Source organism: Salinisphaera sp. C84B14 (genome assembly GCF_040361435.1).
Lineage (GTDB): Bacteria > Pseudomonadota > Gammaproteobacteria > Nevskiales > Salinisphaeraceae > Salinisphaera.
The window spans coordinates 258,987-277,309 of the sequence record NZ_APNL01000001.1 but is presented as its reverse complement, the minus strand read 5'-3'; the positions used below and the strand labels follow the sequence as shown (position 1 = coordinate 277,309).

Sequence of the window (18,323 nt, the reverse complement as noted above, 5' to 3'; positions counted from 1 at the left end):
GAATCAACCCTCGCGTTCGATGATGTCGAGATTCGCACGCAGGTGCGGCCCGAAATCGTATTTGGCCACGTCGACGAACGTCAGCAGTGCCAAATCCTCTTCGTCGAGCTCGGTGGCACCCAGCGCCTGGGCGCTGTCCGTATCCTGCACCAGCAGTGCGCGCAGCAGCTGCGTGGGCAGAATATCGAGCGGCATGACTTCTTCGTAGTTGCCGATCGGCACCATCGCTCGGGCACTGCCGTTCTGCGACGTATTGAATTTGTAACTCGACGGCTTGAGCAGGCTCGACAGAAAGACGTTGATCTTGGAGAAGCGATCACGGCCCGGCGCCAACCAGCCCATGAACGGCCGCTCCCGGCTTTCCGGCAACAGCGTCAGCTGGGTGTCGTAGCGGCCGATGAAGGAACCCCACTCGGCGGCGCGACGCCCGGACAGAACCGAGCCGGAGATCGCGCGAACCTCGTCGCCTTCGAGCTCGCCGTGCAGCAACTCATCCGTACTTGCACCCATACGCGTGCGCAGCAGGCGCGGATTCGATGCGGCCGGCCCGCAGAGCGCGACCACGCGCTCGACGTTGATACGCCCGTTGGTGAACAACGCGCCGATGGCCATGACGTCCTGATAGCCCAGATGCCACACACAGCTATCGACGCCGACCGGGTCGAGAAAATGCACGTGGGTACCGACCAGCCCGGCCGGATGCTTGCCTTCGAACTCGGCGGTCACGAACTGACTGCCGCCCGGCTGCGGGATATCCGCCCCCGGCGACTTGCAGATATAGACCGACCCTTCGGTCAGCCGCGACAGCGCGCGCAAACCATTGACGAAATCGGAGCGTCGTTGATTGACGATCACTGCCGGATCAGCCGCGAGCGGATTGGTATCGATCGCGGTCACAAAAATGGAGCGCGGGCGCGTGCCCGGGGCGGGGACTTTGCTAAACGGGCGCGTGCGCAGCGCAGTCCAGAGACCGGACTCGATCAGCGTCGTTTCTACACGCCCAGCGTCGAGCTCGCCCAGTTTCTCGGGGCTATGCGATTCGAAGGTAATTTCGTCATCGGCGCCGGCATCGGTGTCGAGCCGGATGACCACGGACTGAAGCACGCGCTTGGCGCCGCGATTGATTGCGACCACTTCGCCTGCACCCGGCGCGGTGTAGATGACCCCGGGCGTTTTCTTGTCTTCGAAAAGCGGCTGGCCGAGCTTGACGCGATCGCCCTCGCTGACCGCCATCGTCGGCTTCATGCCGTGGTAGTCGGTGCCGACGACCGCGACGCGACTGACCGGCGACGCATCCTGAATGACCTGTCTCGGAGCGCCGCCGATTGGCAGGTCCAAGCCCTTTCTGATCGTGACTCGCATATCGCCGCTGGCGTGCCTCTCACGTCGCTGACAAATTGTATGGTGCCGACGGCCGGACTCGAACCGGCACAGCTCTCGCTACTGCCCCCTCAAGACAGCGTGTCTACCAATTCCACCACGTCGGCATGATCGTGGACCCGTGCACGCCCTATTCGGGCACCTGTGCACTGGGTTCGTCCGTATCGGCGTTGTCGCCGTTATCGGCCGGAACTTCTTGCGGCGCCGCCGAACCCGTGTCGGCAGGCGCACTCTGGTCTTCGTTATCGGCGTTGGACGCCGAACCGTCGCCGGTGACCACTTCGTCGCCGGCAACGCCGTTGTTGTTACCGTCCGACAACAGCGACGAACCCGGCGCCTGCTGCTGCACCTGATCGGTCACACTGCCCGTGGGCGTGCTCGCACCGTTGATCAGGTAGGCCAGCGTCAGGCTGATGGCAAAGAATACCGTCGCCAGCGAGGCGGTCGCACGGGTCATGAAGTTCGCAGAACCCTTGGCCCCGAAAACCGTACCCGATGCGCCACTGCCAAAGGCAGCACCCGCGTCTGCACCCTTGCCATGCTGCACGAGGATCAGCCCGATAAGAGCTAATGCAACAACGACCTGGATGACGACCAGTATTGTATAAACCATGCCAGAGCCTGTGAACGAGCGCGAGCCTAACCGGTCGCGCGCGCGATGTCCAAGAATGAATCGGCCTTGAGCGAAGCGCCGCCAATCAGCGCGCCGTCGACGTCCGCCCCGGCGAATAACGCCGCGGCATTGTCCGGCTTTACGCTGCCGCCGTAAAGCAGCAGAACCGATTCGGCAATTGTAGCATCCCTGTCGGCGATTTGTCCGCGCAAAAATGCGTGGACGTCCTGGGCCTGCTCGGGCGAGGCCGAGTGGCCGGTACCAATCGCCCAGATCGGCTCGTATGCGATCACGGCCGCGGCCAGCGTCGCGCGATCACACTGCTCGAACAGGGCCGCAAGCTGCGCGGCCAGGACCGCTTCCGTCTGATCGGCCTCGCGCTGCTCCAGCGTTTCGCCAACGCAGACAATCGGCGTGAGACCGGCGGCCACGGCTGCGCTGGCCTTGGCCGCGACGACGGCGTCGGTTTCGCCGTACAGCGCGCGTCGTTCGGAATGCCCCACGATTACGTAACGACAGCCGACATCCGCCAGCATCGCGCCGTTGACTTCGCCGGTAAACGCACCCGGGTCGACTTCCGCGGCAAGGTTCTGAGCGCCAAGTGCGACCGGCGCATCCGCCAGACCGGCGGCCAGACGCTCGACATAGACGAACGGCACGCAAACCAGCATGTCAGCCGAGATGGCGCCGGCGTCCGCGCTCAGCGCCCGCGCGAAGGCGTCCACCTGGGCGGCATCGCCGTTCATTTTCCAGTTGCCTGCGATCAGCATCCTGCGGCTCATCGAATACCCTCTATGGTCGTCTTGTTGATTTTGTTCAGGCGGCTGCGGCTTGTCGCACGCTTTCTGCAAGCCGGTTGGCGCAGTCTTCGACGGCACCCGCGTCGGTGCCTTCGACCATCACGCGCAGAAGCGGCTCGGTGCCCGAGGGGCGCAATAATACGCGACCTTCGTCGCCCAGCGTATTTTCCACGTCGCGCACCGCGTCCACGACCTGCGTGTTCTGCATCAGGCTATCTGCACTGCCGCGGGTGATGCGCACGTTGATCAGAGTCTGCGGACACTTGTCGACCGGGGTGACCAGCGTGCGCAGGCTTGAACCCGTGCTCACCATCGCCGCCAGCACCTGCAGGGCCGACACGATACCGTCGCCGGTGGTGGCTCGATCCAGGCAAAGGATATGGCCCGAGGACTCGCCGCCCACGTTCGCGCCCAGCGCGCGCAGGCGTTCGAAGACGTAGCGGTCGCCCACCTTGGCACGCTCGAACTCGACGCCGTCGCGCTTGAAGGCCAGCGCGAGCCCCAGATTGCTCATCAGCGTACCCACGACCGGCCCCTGCAACTCGCCGGCCTGACGACGGGCGTTGGCGATGACGTAGAGCAGCTGATCGCCGTCGACGATATTGCCTTCGTGATCGACCATGATGCAGCGATCGCCGTCACCGTCGAGCGCGATGCCCACATCGGCGCCGTGTGCGCGCACCGCGTCGGACAAACCCTTTGGATGGGTAGACCCCACATCGCGGTTGATGTTGAGCCCGTCCGGCGACGCCCCGATCACCGCCACCTGCGCGCCGAGTTCGCGAAATACATCGGGTGCGACGTGATAGGTCGCACCGTGGGCACAGTCGAGCACGATCTTCATGCCCGACAGGCCGCCGTTTTCGAAGCGCGCGGTGGATTTGCAGAACTCGATATAGCGCCCGGGCGCGCTTTCCACGCGGCGCGCGCGCCCGAGACGATCGGAATCCACGCACACCAGCGGCTGGTCCAGCTCGGCCTCGATTTCCGCCTCGACCTCGTCGGCCAGCTTCTGCCCGTAGTGCGAAAAGAACTTGAAGCCGTTGTCGGAAAACGGGTTGTGCGACGCGCTGATGACCACGCCCGCGCCGGCCCGGAACGTGCGCGCCAGATAGGCGATCGCCGGTGTCGGCAGCGGACCGACCAGCAGCACGTCCACGCCGGCGGCCGCGAAACCGGCTTCCAAGGCCGACTCGAACATATAGCCCGACAAACGCGTGTCCTTACCGATGAGCACCTGGGCGCGCTCGCCGGCGCTTTCCGGCACGCCGCGCTCACCCAGACGGCGAACCAGCACACGGCCGGCCGCCCAGCCAAGCTTGAGCGCAAAATCAGGCGTCAGCGGCGCTTCGCCTACTTCGCCACGAATGCCGTCCGTTCCAAAATATCGCTGCGCCACGGTCGTGTCTTCCTTGTTGAACCGGTGAATCAGTTATCGACCAGCGCCGCGGCGAGCGTGAGCGCCTCGGCGGTCGGGGCCACATCGTGGCTGCGGATGATACCTGCGCCCTGGGTCGCCGCCCAGAAGGCAGCCGTCACGCTGGCATGAATACGACTGTCCATATCGTCGTGGCCATGTAACTTCGCGAACATGGATTTACGCGATACGCCGACCAGCACGGGCAGGCCGTCGTCGACAAAACTGCGCAGCCGACGCATAAGCGCCAGGTTGTGCGCGAGCGTCTTGCCAAAGCCGAAGCCAGGGTCCACGCAAAGACGGCTGTCGTCGATACCCGCTTCGCGACAGGCCGCTACACGCTCGGCCAGGAACGCGCGCACATCCGCGACGACATCGCGATAAGCCGGGGCCGACTGCATGGTGCGCGGCTCGCCCTGCATATGCATCAGACAAACCGAAGCCTCGCTATCGCGCGCCGCTTCGAGCGCCCCGGGGGCGCGCAACGCCATGACGTCATTAATCATGTCGGCCCCGGCCGCACAGGCGGCGCGCATCACCGACGGCTTGACCGTATCGATCGAAATGAACACATCGCTCTGCGCGCGCAGGGCTTCGATCACCGGCAGCACGCGCGCCAGCTCTTCGCCTTCGTCGACCGGATCCGCGCCCGGCCGAGTGGACTCGCCGCCCACATCGATGATCGCTGCGCCCTGCTCGACCATCGCCAGCGCGTGATCGACCGCCCGTGTCGTCTCCACATAGGCGCCGCCGTCGGAAAAGGAGTCCGGGGTGACGTTGAGAATACCCATGACCACGGGCGTGGACAGCGCCAGACGCCTGTTACGACTACTCAAATACACGCGTCGCTCCACACGGCAACGAACCGCTCCAAATCACTTCTTGTCATTGGAACGAAAAAGCCGGCAGACGCTGCCTGCCGGCTTTCTCAAACCCGGATAGGATCAGGATTCGCGATGGTGCGCAGGGCTCGGCACACCCTTGTCGTCCTTGTCCTGCTTGTCGGACGAGGTATCGGAATCCGGCGCGCTCGCGGTCGGCGCATTGCCGCCGCCCGAGCTCGGCGTATCCGAGTCGTCCCAGCTTTCGGGCGGGCCGGGCTCGCGCCCCTGCATGATTTCGTCGATCTGCTTGCGATCGATGGTTTCATACTTCATCAGCGCATCCGACATCATATGCAGCTTGTCCATATGATCCTCGAGAATCTGCTTGGCGCGCTCGTAGCAGCCGTCGATGATGGAACGGATTTCCTTGTCGATCGCATGCGCCGTCTCGTCGGAAATACCGCTCGACTGGCTGGCCGCCTTGCCCAGGAAGGGCTGATTGTCTTCCGTATCGTAGGCGATGGGGCCAAGGCGGTCGGACAGGCCCCACTTGGTAACCATGTTGCGGGCGATTTCGGTTACGCGCTCGATATCGTTCGAGGCACCGGTGGTCACCGCTTCCTTGCCGAAGATGATCTCCTCGGCCAGACGCCCGCCGTAGAGCGTGCAGATCTGGCTGATCAGCCGCTGCTTGGAATAGCTGTAGCGATCCTCTTCGGGCAGGAACATGGTCACGCCCAGGGCACGGCCGCGCGGCACGATGGTGACCTTGTGCACCGGATCGTGCTGGGGCACGGTCAGGCCGATGATCGCATGGCCGGCTTCGTGATAGGCGGTCAGGCGCTTCTCGTCCTCGGTCATGACCATGGACTTGCGCTCCGCGCCCATCATGATCTTGTCCTTGGCGCGCTCGAAGTCTTCCTGAACCACGAGCTTCTTGTTGGCGCGCGCGGCGAACAGCGCTGCCTCGTTGACCAGGTTGGCCAGATCCGCACCCGAAAAACCCGGGCAGCCACGGGCGATGATCGAGGCCTTCACGTTGTCGTGAATCGGCACATTCTTCATGTGCACTTTCAGAATCTGCTCGCGACCGCGCACGTCCGGCAGCGGCACCACCACCTGGCGGTCGAAACGACCGGGGCGCAGCAGCGCCGGATCGAGCACGTCGGGCCGGTTGGTGGCCGCGATCACGATCACGCCCTCGCTGCCTTCGAAACCGTCCATTTCGACCAGCAGCTGGTTGAGGGTCTGCTCGCGCTCGTCATGCCCGCCGCCCAGGCCGGCACCACGCTGGCGGCCGACCGCATCGATTTCGTCGATGAAGATGATGCAAGGCGACTGCTTCTTGGCCTGTTCGAACATGTCGCGCACACGCGATGCGCCCACGCCGACGAACATCTCGACGAAGTCGGAGCCCGAGATGGAGAAGAACGGCACCCCGGCCTCGCCGGCGATGGCCTTGGCCAGCAGCGTCTTGCCGGTACCCGGCGAACCGACCATGAGCACGCCGCGCGGAATCTTGCCGCCCACGCGCTGGAACTTGCCCGGCTCGGACAGGAATTCGACCAGCTCCTGTACCTCGGACTTGGCTTCTTCCACACCGGCCACGTCGGCGAAGGTGATCTTGACCTGGTCGGCCTGCATCATGCGCGCCTTGGACTTGCCGAAGGACATCGCGCCGCGGCCACCGCCGCCGCCCTGCATCTGGCGCATGAAATAGATCCACACGCCGATCAGCAGCAGGAACGGGAACCAGGAGATAAGAATCTGCTTGAGAAACGAGCCCTGATCCGGCGGCTCGCCCACGATCTCGACGTCGTGCTGGCGCAGCGTGCCGATCATGGCCTTGTTGTCGGACTCGGGGCTGAACGTCGCGAATTTCTGGCCGGACTTGAGCTGGCCGCGAATCCGCTGATCCTCGATATTGACCTGCGCCACGCTGCCGTTTTCGACCTGGTCGAGGAACTGCGAGTACGGCACCTCGTTGGCGTTCGACGTCGACGGCGCGAAGCTCGAGAACACGCTCATCAGCACGAGCGCGATCACGACCCACAACAGCAGATTCTTAGCTAGTTCGTTCAAGATCTACATCCTCGACCGCGATCCTGCGGTCGTATGATTGGTGTCCGACCTGGTAGCGGACAGTATAAACAATCGGCCTGTCGGCCTGCTGCTTTATCCCACAGCTTCATGTACGCCAGCCCTGGCCCAACAGATACATTTCGCGGCTCGCATCGCGCGAGGCCTTGGGCTTGCGCACCGCCACGCGTCGAAAGCGTTTGCGCATATCGACCAGCATTTCGTCGAAACCCTCGCCCTGAAACACCTTGATGAACAGATCGCCTTCAGCGTCCAGCACCGAAGCGCACAGATCCAGCGCGAGTTCTGCCAACTGCATCACGCCGGCCTGATCGGCCACCATGATCCCTGTCAAATTGGGGGCCATGTCGGAAAGTACAAGATCGACGCGGTCGCTGCCCAGCGCCTGCATCAGGCTATCCACCCCGGCCTGTTCGGCGAAATCGACGTTGAGAAAATCCACCCCCTCGATCGGCTTCATATCCAGGCGGTCCAATGCCACCACGCGCGCCTGTGGACGCTGGCGTCTACAGTACTGGCTCCAGCCGCCGGGCGCCGCCCCAAGGTCGACGATGCACTGCTTGGATTTGAGCAGCTGGTCGCGCTCATCGACCTCGGCCAGCTTGTAGACCGCGCGCGAGCGGTAGTTATCCTTCTGCGCTGCCCGCACGTAGGGATCGTTACGATGCTTGTCCAGCCAACGGCGTGTATCGCTGCGCTTGCTCATGGGTCGTATACTGTTGCGCTGTTTTCAGCCAGCTGTCGTGAAACCGCCAATGCCCCTAGACCTCGATGCCGCATCCCGCCGCGCACTCAAGAAACAGGCTCACCACCTCAAGCCTGTGGTGCAAACCGGCGCAGCCGGATTGAGCGAACCTGTACTGGCTGAAATCGATCGCGCCCTGTTCGATCATGAGCTGGTGAAGGTCAAACTTGCCACCGAAGAAAAACAGGATCGACGTGCCGAGGTCGAACAGATTTGCGAACGCCTCGAGGCGGCCTGCGTACAGCAGATCGGGCGTACCGCAACGCTGTATCGTCCCAACCCCGAAAAAACGTAGTCGCGACGCTGCCGCGACGCCCGGTCACGGCAGCGCTAGCGCGATCAGATATAGCGCACCTCGACGATTTCGAGCGTGCGGCGCCCGCCCGGCACCTCGATATCGACCACATCGCCTTCGGTCTTGCCGATCAGCGCACGGGCAATCGGCGAGGCGAACGACAGAAGTCCTTTCTTGATGTCGGCTTCATCTTCGCCAACGATCTGGTAGGTGAACTCCTCGCCGCTGTCCTCGTCGGCCAGGTCCAGCGTGGCGCCGAACACCACGCGACCGTTTGCCTGGGCACCCACGCGGGCGACATCGATAATCTGCGCGGTGGCAAGCTTCGACTCGATCTCGTTGATACGACCCTCGTTGAAGCCCTGCTCTTCCTTGGCTGCGTGGTACTCCGCATTCTCCTTGAGATCGCCATGGGCGCGAGCCTCCTCGATCGCCGCCACGATGCGCGGGCGCTCGGTCTTCTTGAGTCGCTTGAGCTCATCACGTAGCGCGTCGGCGCCGGTCTGCGTCAGCGGTGTCTTGTCCATCGCTCCACCTCGGAAAAACAACGCACCCGAAAACAAAACGGCCGCCGTTACGGCGACCGTTTCTCGTTTGCGGATGCAAGAATCGGTTGTGTCTGGGCCGGCGCAAGCCGGATAGGCTCAGGCTAGCAGCGCTTTCGCCTCAAGTCGAGACGGCGCGTTCTATGCCTTGTGCAGCCACCCTGCCCAGATGCGCGATCTGTTCGGGCGTAATGACGTAAGGCGGCATGAAATAGATCACGTCGCCCAGTGGGCGCAGCAGTGCGCCCTGACTCAAGGCATGCTGATAAACGCGAATCCCGCGGCGCTCGCGCCAGTCGAACGGGGTCTTCGTGGCCTTGTCGGCGACCATTTCGATGGCTACGACCATGCCGGTCTGGCGCACTTCGCCCACGTTCGGATGCGCGGCCAGCGGTGCGACTGCGTCGGCCATGTGCTGCGCCAGCTGGCGATTGACCGCGATCTGGTCGCGGCGCTCGAACTCGTCTAGCGTGGCCAACGCAGCCGCACAGGCCAGCGGGTTGCCGGTGTAGGAATGCGAATGCAGGAACGCGTTGAGGTTGGCGTAGTCGTCGTAGAACGCCGCATAGATGTCGTCCGTGGTCATGGTGATCGACAGCGGCAGATAGCCTGCCGTCAACCCCTTGGACAGACACATGAAATCCGGCGAAATACCCTTTTCGCCTGCCTGCTCGCAGGCAAACAGGGTGCCGGTACGGCCAAACCCCACCGCGATTTCGTCGGCAATGAGATGTACGCCGTAGCGATCGCAGGCCTCGCGCAGCAGCTCCAGATAAACCGGGTGATACATACGCATATGGCCGGCGCATTGCAGCAGCGGCTCCACGATCACGGCACAGGTTTCGTGCGCATGCTCGGCCAGCAGCGCCTCCATGTGCGCAAAAACCGCCCGGCTGTGCTCTTCCCAGCTCACGCCCGGCTCGCGGTGATAACAGTCGGGCGAGCGCGCGGTCAGCGGCTTGAGCAACAGCGGCTCGTACGTCTTTTTGTAAAGATCGACATCGCCGACCGCGAGCGCACCGAGCGTTTCGCCGTGATAGCTGTTGCCCAGGTTGATGAAGCGGGTCTTTTCGCCGTGGCCGGTGTTGCGCCAGTAGTGAAAGCTCATCTTGAGCGCGACTTCGACCGCGGCCGATCCGTTGTCGGCATAGAACGCGCGGGTGAGCCCGGCCGGCGTGAGATCCACCAGCCGCTCGGCCAGCTCGACCGCGGGCTCGTGTGAAAAACCGGCCAGCATGACGTGTTCGAGGGTATCCAGCTGACTCTTGATGCGGTCGTTGATGGCCGGGTTGGCGTGGCCGAAGATATTCACCCACCAGGAACTCACCGCATCGATATAGCGATTGCCGTCGAAGTCCTCCAGCCATACGCCCTCGCCGCGCTTGATCGGCACCGGCGGCATGGCCTCGGTGTCCTTCATCTGGGTACAGGGATGCCAGACGACTTTCAGATCGCGCGCGATCAGGTCGGCGTTACTCATAGACGATTACCGTATGCATGAACAGACAAGCCAGCGCTTGGGGCCGGCCTTTGATCGAAGGCGGGCGATGAGCGCGCGAACGCACCCTAGCGAATGGCGAGATCGGCGACAACGCCGGCAAAGATGACCCCGCCCAGGATGTTGTGCTGCATGAACGCACGAAAACAGGCATCGCGCTCGCGATGACGTGCAAGCCACTGATGATTGACCGCCATGGCCGCACCGCCGGCCAGTCCGAGGTAATACAGCCAGCCCAGCTCGAACGCGCCGCCGACCGCGATCAGCAAGGCGAAGAACAGCAGCTGGAATACACCGATTACGGCCCGATCGTAGCGCCCCCACAGAATAGCCGTGGATTTGACCCCGATCTTGAGATCGTCGTCGCGATCGACCATGGCATAGAAGGTGTCGTAGACCAGTGCCCAGATGAGCGTGGCCACGAACAGCAGCCAGCCGCCCCATGGTACGAAGCCGGCCTGTGCCGCGAACGCCATGGGCACGGCCCAGCCAAAAGCGGCGCCCAGAAACATCTGCGGCCAATGCGTCATTCGCTTGGTGAACGGGTAAAGCACCGCCAGCCCCGCGCCCACCACCGACATGGCGATGGTCAGGCCGTTGAGCGTAAGCACCAGCACAAAGGCGGCCAGACACAGCACGACAAACAGAACCAGCGCTTCGCGCGCACTGACTTCGCCCGTGGCCAGCGGGCGCGCCTTGGTACGTCGCACGTGGCCATCGATCTTGCGATCGGCGAAATCGTTGATCACACAGCCGGCCGAGCGCATGAGGATCGCCCCGAGCACGAAAACACAGAGCACCCAGGGATCGGGCATGCCATCGGCCGCCAGCCACAGCGCCCAGAGCATGGGCCAAAGCACAAGGAAGATGCCGATCGGCTTATGCAATCGCGTGAGCCGGAACAGCGCCTCGATATGGGCCGATTTGGAGGTGGCCGTACTCATGATGAACTCCAGACAAACGCGCGCGGCCGCGCCGGCGCTCGAGCGCGGATTGCGCGCGCGGCCGCTCGTGGACCTGCGCCGTGTATTGAATGCATTCGCCAACTATCCCGGTCGATGCTTTTTAACGTTACCATGCGCCAAATTCAGACTGCAGCATGATGCGCGCGGCCCGCGGCCCGCGATCATGACCGATTGGAGAATCCATGTCGGCGCCTTCACAATCCGGCGGCGCGACGATCACGGATCGCCGCCAGCTCATCGAATACTTCGAAAACGCCTGCAAGCCGCCGAGCCGTTGGCGCCTGGGTACCGAACACGAGAAGTTCGTGTTCGATCGCGACACCCTCAGGGCGCTGCCCTACGAGGGCGAGCGCGGCATCCGAACTTTCCTGGAAAAACTGCAGCGCTTCGGCTGGCAGCCGATGACCGAGAACGGCAACCTCGTCGCGCTCGAACTCGGCCGTTGTCATATCACGCTCGAACCCGGCGGCCAGCTCGAACTTGCCGGCGCGCCGCTGGATACGGTCCATGAAACCTGCGACGAGATCCATGTGCACCTCAAACAGGTCAAGGAAGTTGCCGCCGAGCTGAATGTCGGCCTGCTGGGGCTGGGCTTTCAGCCCAAATGGGCACGGGCCGACGTGCCGTGGATGCCCAAGCAGCGCTACGACATCATGAAGGCCTATATGCCCAAGGTCGGCACGCTCGGGCTGGACATGATGCTGCGCACCTCCACCGTGCAGGTGAATATCGACTACGGCTCCGAAGCCGACATGATCCAGAAATTCCGGGTTGGCCTGGCGCTTCAGCCCGTGGCCACCGCGCTGTTCGCGAACTCGCCCTTCACCGAGGGCAAGCCGAACGGCTTCGTGTCCTATCGCAGCCAGATCTGGACCGATACCGACAACGACCGCTCCGGCATGCTCGACTGGGTATTCGACGACGACATGGGCTTCGAGCGCTATATCGAGTACGCGCTCGACGTGCCCATGTACTTCGTCTATCGCGACGGGCGCTATATCGATGCCTCCGGCCAGTCTTTCCTGGATTTTCTCGCCGGCAAGCTGCCGGCCCTGCCGGGCGAACTGCCCACGCTGTCGGACTGGGACGATCATCTGACCACGCTGTTTCCCGAGGTGCGCCTGAAGCGCTTCATGGAAATGCGCGGCGCCGACGGCGGCCCCTGGCGGCGTCTATGTGCGCTGCCCGCCCTCTGGGCCGGGCTGTGTTACGACAGCGAAGCCCTCGACGCCGCCTGGCAGCTATGCCGCGATTTCAGTGCCGAAGAACGCAATCGCCTGCGTCGCGAGGCCCCGATCCATGGCCTGAAAACGCCGTTTCGCGACGGCACCCTGCAGGACGTGGCGCGCGAAGTGGTCGCCATCGCCCAGGGCGGGCTGGAACGGCGCGCTCGCCTGGACAGCCAGGATCGCGACGAACGGATGTATCTCGACCAGCTGGCCGAAATCGCGGACACCGGGGTCACGCCGGCCGAAACGCTGCTCGATCTGTATGCCGGCCGCTGGAATGAATCGGTCGACCCGGTGTTCACCGAGTTCGCCTATTAGCGGCCAGGATAGCGGCCAGGGCTGTTAGTTGAAGGCAGCCGCAGATCACGCCGATCAAGCCGATGTATTGACTCGGCCGTGGTGGGCGATCACCTGTCTTGGCGTCTGATCTTCGGTGGCACCGGCGATAAGGAAAGGTCCGCAGATCACATAGATCGAAGCCAGGAGATCATGATCGTTCGCCGCCGACTGGCGCATGCACGGCGCTCGCTCATGCGTATCATCGGCGAAATCTGCGGCTCCCCTGTAGAAGAGCGCACGCGACGGCTGCTTGGACGACGCCGGCCGCTCGGTCGCGTTTCAAGCCGCGCCGCCGTCGTGATCTGCGGCTTTCATACTGTTCATCGAACGCGTCGCACCGCAAGGGGCGGCGGGTTTCAGCGGCGATTACTCGTGGCGCCGCGTACGTTGGGGTGCGCCGTAGAGCAGCCGGATTTCGGCAATCGGGCTGATCTCGCGGGCGATGGCGTCGAAGGCAGCCTGATCGCGCTCGTGGAACGGCACCCGCGCCAGCGGTAGCTGGATCTCGACTTCGATGACGTCATCGAGATAGTGCAGCGTAACCCGCTGGATCGAGCCGGCGGCCGGCAGGCTCTGCCAGGCGCGTTCCAGCTCAGGCAGAATCTGTTCGCGCAGCGGTAGCGCATGGGCCGCGTCGGAATCGGCATGGCCGTCCGGCTCGATATGCACGCAGATATCGGCGATTTCGTCGACGTGACGTACCAGGCGCGACGTGATCGCCTCGCTGATACGATGCGCTTCGGTAAGACTCACGTACGGATCGACGAACACGCCCACATCGGCAAACGCGTCGTGACCGCCCATCGTGCGGGTACGCAGACGGCGCATATGCCGCACGCCGGGGACGGTGGCGATCTGTTCGCGCACCACCTGAATTCGGTCGGCTTTCAGTCCCGTATCCACCAGTTCGCGAAAGCTCTGCCAGCCATAGCGCAGGCCGATGAACGCGAGCATAAGACCGATCAGAATGGCGCCGAGCGCGTCGAGCGCCGGATAGCCAAGCATGGCCCCACCGATAGCCACAAGTGCCGCGATCGAGGAGAGCGCATCGCTTCGATGGTGCCAGGCGTTGGCCTCGATGAGCTGTGATTTTGCCTGGCGCGCGACCCGCAGGGTGTACCAGAACAGCCCTTCCTTGAGGCCCAGCGACACAAGCGCGACGGCGAGCGCGAGCCACGTCGGCGGCGTGCTCGGCGCGTCGGTGGCCAGATGGTGAATACCGTCATAGGCCAGCGCACCCGCCGTGATCAGCAAAAACAGCGACACCAGCGACGTCGCCGCGGTTTCCATGCGTGCGTGGCCGTAGGGGTGGTCATGATCGGCCTGCTGCATGCCCATTTGTACGGCGCCGAGCACCACCGCATCGCTGAGCAGATCGGCCGCGGAATGCACACCGTCGGCGATAAGCGCCTGCGAATGCCCGATCACGCCCACCAGCACTTTGATCAGGGCCAGCGGCAGATTCACCAGCGCACCGACAATCGTCGCCCGGCGCTTGGCGCTGAAGTCCGAACGCGCCTGGCGGTGCGCGGCAGCAGAATGCACGTGGGGACGCGTCATGGCGACATTATAGCGAGCGGGGTTGTAAGAAGGGCGTTAGCAGGGGCGCGCCGACACGCGGCGATTCAGTCCGAGCTCCGGTCGAGCGTCGGGTATTCGCCGCGGCCCGGTACGTTCGCGCTGCGAATCGCCTCGCGGCCATAGAACTTGATGCCCTTCTGAATTCGCGGTCGGCCGCTCGCGGTGCGATGCCGGTTGGTATCGCGCAGGCTGTACACGCAGCCGCAATACTCCTGCTGGTAGAACGCCTCGCGCTTGGCGATTTCGATCATGCGGGCCGCCCCGCCCTGCTTGCGCCAGTTCAGCGTCCAGTAGGTGACATCGTCATAGCGATTGGCCGCGCGTACGCCCGCTTCGTTGATCTGGGCCATGTTCTTCCAGCGCGAGATGCCCAGCGTGCTGGAAACCAGACCATAGCCGTGCTCGGCGGCATACAAAGCGGTACGCTCGAAACGCATATCGAAACACACGGTGCAACGACGCCCGCGCTCGGGTTCGTTTTCCAGGCCGCGAATACGGTCGAACCAGTTGTCGGTATCGTAATCGCCGTCGATATGCGGGATGCCGAGCTGTTCGCAATAACGGATGTCTTCCGCCTTGCGCATCTCGTATTCCTGAACGGGATGGATGTTCGGGTTGTAGAAATACACCGTGACATCAATACCGGCCGCCTTGACCGCGGCCAGCACCTCGCCGGCACAGGGCGCACAGCAGGAATGCATGAGCAGCTTGGCATCGGTTTGCGGCGGCTCGAGTTCGGGCCGCTCGTAATTGTCGAGGCTGTGACGATTCATGGCGATTGGCGCTCGGATGCGATAATCGGCGCCATTGTCCGGCTTTGACCGGCATTCGTCCATGCAAGAAAGGTAAAGACCGAATGAAACAAGGCAGTATCGTCATGGCCATGATCTGGATGGCCGTCCTCTCCCTGCTGCTGTTCTGGCTGCCCCTGCTCGGCCCGCTGGTCGCAGGCTTTGTCGGCGGACGTACCGCAGGTAGCGCGGGGCGCGGGCTGCTCGCCGCCGTACTGCCCGCAGCCGTGCTGTGCTTCGTACTGGTCGGCTTCGGTACTGCACTGGCGGGCCTGCCGCTGATCGGCATCATCGCCAGTGCGGGGCTGTTCGTGCTGATCTTAGCTCAGAGCCTGCCGCTGCTTGCCGGCGCGCTCGTGGGTGGGCTGACCGCCTAGGGCTTGTTAACGCTGACGAAATCGCCGTCCCGCGGACCATTTTCGTGCGGAACAACGCGCGGCGGGGGTTGGCGTCGCTTTGCGACATGAGCGCGCTGCGATGCCGGATCGCGCGCCTTGCGTGATCATGCAGGGCCCGCGTCCCGATGGTCGCGTCGGAAAAAATCCGCCATGCAACGTTGCACGTGGTTGATTTGGCTCACCCACATCTTGCCTCCCGCCTTGCCAGGCGAATTTCCGGAAGGCAACGCAGCGCTTGGCGTTAGCAGGCCCTGGAACGCCCCGCCCGGCCGACGCTACGCATAAAAAAAGCCCCGGTCTTTCGACCGGGGCTTTTTCGATCCGTACTGATTACGCGATCCAGGTCGCGTGATCAGTCTTCCGGCGGCACATAGGCGCCGTCTTCATCATGGATCTCGCGGCCCGTGACCGGCGGATTGAAGGCACAGACGAGCTTCATTTCCGTCTTGGCCTTGAGCGTATGCTTGTCATGGTTGTCCAGCGCATACACCGTGCCCGGCTCGATCTTGTGCTCTTCACCGGTGTCACGATTAACAATCGTGCCTTCGCCCTGATAGCAGAACACCGCTTCGAGGTGGTACTTGTACCACATGTCGAACTCGAGCCCCGGCGGGAACGTCGTTTCGTGGAACGAAAACCCCATGCCGTCGCTCTTGAGCAACCAGCGCACGCTGGTCCAGCCGTCCGGGCTGATGACTTCGCGATCGGTGCCGCGCAGGTCTTCGGTACGCACAATCTTCATATAAGACTCCTAGCGTCTTGTGATGATCCACACCCCTGCATCCTACAGCATGTGTGCAGGATTGCAGTCAAAACGAACGATCAGGCCGCGCTGTTGAGCAGGCCGTGCCGTTCGAGCACGGTGGCGAGCGCCTTTTCGATGATATCCAGGCCTTCGGCGATGTCTTCATCGGTGCTGATCAACGGCGGCATGACCTTCATGACGTTGTCGTCGGCGCCCGCCGTTTCCAGAATCAGGCCGTTCTGGAAGCATTCGGCAGCAATTTCGTCGGCCAGCTCTGCGTTGGCGCAGTCCATGCCGATAAAGAAACCGCGGCCGCGAATTTCGGCTTCGAAGGAAGGCTGGGCGTCGACCATCTCGTTCAAGCGCTGCTTGATGGTTTCACTCTTGCGCAGCGTTTCCTTTTCCAGCTTGTCGTCGCTCCAGTAGGTCTTGAGCGCCGCGTTGGCGGTGGCAAAGGCGTGATTGAAGCCACGGAAGGTGCCGTTGTGCTCGCCCGGGCTCCAGATGTCGAGATCCGGACGAATCATGGTGATCGCCAGCGGCAGGCCGTAGCCCGACAGCGACTTCGATACGGTAATGATGTCCGGCTTGATGCCGGCCGGTTCGAACGAGAAGAACGGCCCGGTACGGCCGACGCCGGCCTGGATATCGTCCACGATGAAGAGCATGTCGTGCTCGTGGCAGAGCTTTTCGACCTTCTTGAGCCAGTCGAAGCTGGCGACGTTGATGCCGCCCTCGCCCTGCACCGTTTCGACGATGATCGCCGCCGGCTTTTCCAGGCCGCTGGAGCTGTTCTTGAGCATGGCTTCCAGATCGTCGGCCGTGTCGCGGCCTTCGCCGAAATAGCCGCAATACGGCAACGGCGTCGCGCCCGGCATGGCAACACCGGCACCGCCGCGCTTGGAGGCATTGCCGGTCACCGCCAGCGCACCCAGCGTCATGCCGTGATAGGCGTTGGTAAAGAACAGCACGCCCGGCCGCTTCTTGACCTTGCGCGCGATCTTGAGCGCAGCTTCCACCGCGTTGGTGCCGGTCGGCCCCGGGAACTGAATCTTATATTCCATGCCGCGCGGCTTCATGATCACGTTCTCGAAGGTTTCGAGGAACTTGACCTTCTCTGCCGTGGCCATGTCCAGACCGTGGGTCACGCCGTCGGACTGGATGTATTCGATCAGCGCGGCTTTCATGGTCTCGTCGTTATGACCATAGTTGAGCGCGCCGGCGCCGGAGAAGAAGTCGAGGTATTCGCTGCCGTCCTCGGCCTTCATGCGGTTGCCCTTGGCCCAGGTGAACACCTTGGGGAAGGAGCGGACATAGCCGCGGACTTCGGATTCAAGACGATTGATGATTTCCATAAATACTCCTGAGCTGTTGCTCGGATAATCGATGACCTGCGGCCGCATGGCAAGCGGCCGAGCGATCTTATTCGGTGTCGTGCGCGATCACGCTCGCGCGGTCGAACGGACCGATGCGGAACAGAATTTCCGGCTCGTGGGGCTCGTCGTCGAAATCGCCGAACATTTCGCTGGAAAACAGTTCGCTTTCCTCGACGCCGGTTTCCAGGCGACGCGCCAAGCCACGGAACAAGGCGATCGACGGATCGTTGCTCGGCCCGATGGTGGTATCGAGATAGCGGACATTCTCGCAGGCTTCGCGCTCAAGAATTTCAAAGAGCATGCGCGTGGCCAGACCGCGGCCGCGGCCGGCTTCGGCAACGCCGACCTGCCAGACGAAAACGATATCGGGCTGCGCCGGGAGAATGTAGGCGGTGATGAACCCCACCAGTTCGCCGTCGATTTCGGCGACCACGCTGGTCGCCGCGTGATGCTCGCCAATGAGCATGTAGGCGTAGGCAGAGTTGACGTCGAGCACGCCTAGGTCGTGCACGAGTCGGAGAATGCCGGCGCCGTCCTCTTTGCGGGGCGGGCGAAACCGGACTTCGTTTGCAGAATGTTGGTCGCTAATGGCTACAGTCTGAGTTTTGGTTTGGTCGCATTATAACGAGTTCGCAGACTTTTTTCGGGGGTTGGCCGTAAGCCGCCCGTCCAGGCCCGCGCC

Annotated in this window: 18 protein-coding genes and 1 tRNA gene; 3 read left to right on the top strand and 16 right to left on the bottom strand. The window is 63.1% G+C overall.

Going from position 1 to position 18,323, the window contains the following annotated elements; all coding sequences use genetic code 11:
* Positions 1 to 3: 3 nt before the first annotated feature.
* From C84B14_RS01255 to C84B14_RS01220, 8 genes are all read right to left on the bottom strand, one after another.
* Positions 4 to 1,362 (bottom strand): Na(+)-translocating NADH-quinone reductase subunit A, encoded by a 1,359-nt coding sequence (locus C84B14_RS01255; protein WP_353221515.1) that lies wholly within the window; start codon positions 1,360 to 1,362, stop codon positions 4 to 6.
* Between the two features lie 40 nt (positions 1,363 to 1,402).
* Positions 1,403 to 1,487 (bottom strand) — tRNA-Leu (locus tag C84B14_RS01250).
* A gap of 23 nt (positions 1,488 to 1,510) precedes the next feature.
* Complete coding sequence (gene secG, locus C84B14_RS17990) at positions 1,511 to 1,993, bottom strand: preprotein translocase subunit SecG (protein ID WP_502949878.1); 483 nt, start codon at positions 1,991 to 1,993, stop codon at positions 1,511 to 1,513.
* 26 nt (positions 1,994 to 2,019) lie between these two features.
* On the bottom strand, positions 2,020 to 2,775 hold the full coding sequence (tpiA, locus tag C84B14_RS01240) for a triose-phosphate isomerase (RefSeq protein ID WP_353221514.1): 756 nt from the start codon (positions 2,773 to 2,775) through the stop codon (positions 2,020 to 2,022).
* A gap of 34 nt (positions 2,776 to 2,809) precedes the next feature.
* Positions 2,810 to 4,192 carry a phosphoglucosamine mutase gene (gene glmM / locus C84B14_RS01235; protein ID WP_348767194.1) on the bottom strand — a complete coding sequence of 461 codons (1,383 nt, stop codon included), beginning with the start codon at positions 4,190 to 4,192 and terminating at the stop codon, positions 2,810 to 2,812.
* Between the two features lie 29 nt (positions 4,193 to 4,221).
* Positions 4,222 to 5,001, bottom strand: coding sequence for a dihydropteroate synthase (gene folP / locus C84B14_RS01230; RefSeq protein ID WP_348767206.1), 780 nt, complete (start codon positions 4,999 to 5,001; stop codon positions 4,222 to 4,224).
* Between the two features lie 153 nt (positions 5,002 to 5,154).
* A complete protein-coding gene (gene ftsH / locus C84B14_RS01225) occupies positions 5,155 to 7,116 on the bottom strand; it encodes an ATP-dependent zinc metalloprotease FtsH (protein ID WP_353221513.1) in 1,962 nt (653 codons plus the stop codon).
* A gap of 106 nt (positions 7,117 to 7,222) precedes the next feature.
* On the bottom strand, positions 7,223 to 7,840 hold the full coding sequence (locus C84B14_RS01220) for an RlmE family RNA methyltransferase (RefSeq protein WP_353221512.1): 618 nt from the start codon (positions 7,838 to 7,840) through the stop codon (positions 7,223 to 7,225).
* On the opposite strand from C84B14_RS01220, the gene yhbY reads away from it, so the two are divergent.
* Complete coding sequence (gene yhbY, locus C84B14_RS01215; RefSeq protein WP_353221511.1) at positions 7,839 to 8,174, top strand: ribosome assembly RNA-binding protein YhbY; 336 nt, start codon at positions 7,839 to 7,841, stop codon at positions 8,172 to 8,174. The two genes, C84B14_RS01220 and yhbY, sit on opposite strands and share 2 nt — an antisense overlap.
* Positions 8,175 to 8,218: 44 nt before the next feature.
* On the opposite strand, the gene greA is transcribed toward yhbY, so the two are convergent.
* The 3 genes from greA to ubiA all read right to left on the bottom strand — a co-directional run bounded on the left by greA (position 8,219) and on the right by ubiA (position 11,161).
* Positions 8,219 to 8,701, bottom strand: coding sequence for a transcription elongation factor GreA (gene greA, locus C84B14_RS01210; protein WP_293627226.1), 483 nt, complete (start codon positions 8,699 to 8,701; stop codon positions 8,219 to 8,221).
* A gap of 139 nt (positions 8,702 to 8,840) precedes the next feature.
* Positions 8,841 to 10,199, bottom strand: coding sequence for an adenosylmethionine--8-amino-7-oxononanoate transaminase (locus tag C84B14_RS01205; protein WP_353221510.1), 1,359 nt, complete (start codon positions 10,197 to 10,199; stop codon positions 8,841 to 8,843).
* A gap of 86 nt (positions 10,200 to 10,285) precedes the next feature.
* Positions 10,286 to 11,161, bottom strand: coding sequence for a 4-hydroxybenzoate octaprenyltransferase (gene ubiA / locus C84B14_RS01200; RefSeq protein ID WP_353221509.1), 876 nt, complete (start codon positions 11,159 to 11,161; stop codon positions 10,286 to 10,288).
* A 203-nt stretch (positions 11,162 to 11,364) separates the two neighbouring features.
* Between ubiA and C84B14_RS01195 the strand changes: the two genes are divergently transcribed.
* A complete protein-coding gene (locus C84B14_RS01195) occupies positions 11,365 to 12,729 on the top strand; it encodes a glutamate--cysteine ligase (protein ID WP_353221508.1) in 1,365 nt (454 codons plus the stop codon).
* A 387-nt stretch (positions 12,730 to 13,116) separates the two neighbouring features.
* Here C84B14_RS01195 and C84B14_RS01190 read toward each other — a convergent pair whose 3' ends face one another.
* Positions 13,117 to 14,310, bottom strand: a complete 1,194-nt coding sequence (locus C84B14_RS01190; protein ID WP_353221507.1) for a cation diffusion facilitator family transporter — start codon at positions 14,308 to 14,310, stop codon at positions 13,117 to 13,119.
* Positions 14,311 to 14,375: 65 nt separating this feature from the next.
* Entirely contained in the window at positions 14,376 to 15,104 is a 729-nt protein-coding gene (locus tag C84B14_RS01185) for an epoxyqueuosine reductase QueH (RefSeq protein WP_353221506.1), read from the bottom strand.
* Between the two features lie 83 nt (positions 15,105 to 15,187).
* Here C84B14_RS01185 and C84B14_RS01180 point away from each other — a divergent pair, with 83 nt between their 5' ends.
* Positions 15,188 to 15,499, top strand: a complete 312-nt coding sequence (locus C84B14_RS01180) for a hypothetical protein (protein WP_348767203.1) — start codon at positions 15,188 to 15,190, stop codon at positions 15,497 to 15,499.
* Positions 15,500 to 15,872: 373 nt separating this feature from the next.
* On the opposite strand, the gene C84B14_RS01175 is transcribed toward C84B14_RS01180, so the two are convergent.
* The 3 genes from C84B14_RS01175 to ectA all read right to left on the bottom strand — a co-directional run bounded on the left by C84B14_RS01175 (position 15,873) and on the right by ectA (position 18,230).
* Positions 15,873 to 16,262: an ectoine synthase gene (locus C84B14_RS01175; RefSeq protein WP_293627212.1), complete on the bottom strand. Its 390-nt coding sequence runs from the start codon at positions 16,260 to 16,262 to the stop codon at positions 15,873 to 15,875.
* Between the two features lie 80 nt (positions 16,263 to 16,342).
* Positions 16,343 to 17,620, bottom strand: a complete 1,278-nt coding sequence (gene ectB / locus C84B14_RS01170) for a diaminobutyrate--2-oxoglutarate transaminase (RefSeq protein ID WP_353221505.1) — start codon at positions 17,618 to 17,620, stop codon at positions 16,343 to 16,345.
* A 67-nt stretch (positions 17,621 to 17,687) separates the two neighbouring features.
* On the bottom strand, positions 17,688 to 18,230 hold the full coding sequence (gene ectA / locus C84B14_RS01165) for a diaminobutyrate acetyltransferase (protein ID WP_348767207.1): 543 nt from the start codon (positions 18,228 to 18,230) through the stop codon (positions 17,688 to 17,690).
* Positions 18,231 to 18,323 lie beyond the last annotated feature (93 nt).

Bases quoted from the DNA above. Each gene is read 5' to 3' on its own strand.
- C84B14_RS01195 (WP_353221508.1), top strand. From the start codon at position 11,365: ATGTCGGCGCCTTCACAATCCGGCGGCGCGACGATCACGGATCGCCGC.
- C84B14_RS01190 (WP_353221507.1), bottom strand. From the start codon at position 14,310: ATGACGCGTCCCCACGTGCATTCTGCTGCCGCGCACCGCCAGGCGCGT.
- yhbY (WP_353221511.1), top strand. From the start codon at position 7,839: ATGGGTCGTATACTGTTGCGCTGTTTTCAGCCAGCTGTCGTGAAACCG.
- greA (WP_293627226.1), bottom strand. From the start codon at position 8,701: ATGGACAAGACACCGCTGACGCAGACCGGCGCCGACGCGCTACGTGAT.
- C84B14_RS01220 (WP_353221512.1), bottom strand. From the start codon at position 7,840: ATGAGCAAGCGCAGCGATACACGCCGTTGGCTGGACAAGCATCGTAAC.
- C84B14_RS01175 (WP_293627212.1), bottom strand. From the start codon at position 16,262: ATGAAGATTGTGCGTACCGAAGACCTGCGCGGCACCGATCGCGAAGTC.
- C84B14_RS01205 (WP_353221510.1), bottom strand. From the start codon at position 10,199: ATGAGTAACGCCGACCTGATCGCGCGCGATCTGAAAGTCGTCTGGCAT.
- tpiA (WP_353221514.1), bottom strand. From the start codon at position 2,775: ATGAGCCGCAGGATGCTGATCGCAGGCAACTGGAAAATGAACGGCGAT.
- ectB (WP_353221505.1), bottom strand. From the start codon at position 17,620: ATGGAAATCATCAATCGTCTTGAATCCGAAGTCCGCGGCTATGTCCGC.
- C84B14_RS01185 (WP_353221506.1), bottom strand. From the start codon at position 15,104: ATGAATCGTCACAGCCTCGACAATTACGAGCGGCCCGAACTCGAGCCG.
- C84B14_RS01180 (WP_348767203.1), top strand. From the start codon at position 15,188: ATGAAACAAGGCAGTATCGTCATGGCCATGATCTGGATGGCCGTCCTC.
- folP (WP_348767206.1), bottom strand. From the start codon at position 5,001: ATGGGTATTCTCAACGTCACCCCGGACTCCTTTTCCGACGGCGGCGCC.
- secG (WP_502949878.1), bottom strand. From the start codon at position 1,993: ATGGTTTATACAATACTGGTCGTCATCCAGGTCGTTGTTGCATTAGCT.
- ubiA (WP_353221509.1), bottom strand. From the start codon at position 11,161: ATGAGTACGGCCACCTCCAAATCGGCCCATATCGAGGCGCTGTTCCGG.
- C84B14_RS01255 (WP_353221515.1), bottom strand. From the start codon at position 1,362: ATGCGAGTCACGATCAGAAAGGGCTTGGACCTGCCAATCGGCGGCGCT.